The sequence below is a fragment of the Vibrio sp. 1978 genome, assembly GCF_033344345.1.
In genome coordinates this window covers 1-508 of the sequence record NZ_JAWPOP010001071.1, presented here as the reverse complement: position 1 = coordinate 508, position 508 = coordinate 1, and the positions used below count along the sequence as shown (strand labels likewise).

The following is a 508-nucleotide window of genomic DNA, read 5'->3' as shown; positions in this document are numbered from 1 at the left end:
AATGTAAGAAGTTAAGGTTGTGTGCTAAGCATTTGAAGATACAGGAATCTGCACGTCATCACTAATATCACTAGAGAAAAACCGCGCAGAAGAACATTGTGATAATGATGAAAGTAAGGTTTAGAAAAGGACACATCTCACATCACTTTTAGAGGTTGCAAAAAACAGATAAAAAAATACCCAAGTAAAAACTTGGGTATCTTCAAATGCTTAAATTATTTTTTGCGGTTTTTAACCACAGACATCATACGTTTACGCTTACGCTCTTGAGACAAGGTTAGCTTGTTCGCACGATTCTCAAACGGGTTTTCGCTATTCTGGAAGTTGATACGAATTGGCGTACCCATAATTTCCAGTGACTTGCGGAAGTAGTTCATCAAGTAACGCTTGTATGAATCCGGAAGTTCACGAACCATGTTACCGTGAATCACGACGATTGGTGGGTTGTAACCACCTGCGTGCGCGTATTTTAGCTTGATACGACGGCCACGAACCATTGGTGGTTGGT

Annotated in this window: 1 pseudogene; it reads right to left on the bottom strand. The window is 40.4% G+C overall.

Annotated elements, in window-relative coordinates:
* Nucleotides 1–215: 215 nt before the first annotated feature.
* Nucleotides 216–508 (bottom strand): annotated as a pseudogene (locus R8N49_RS30710) (ribosome biogenesis GTPase Der); the annotation flags it as partial.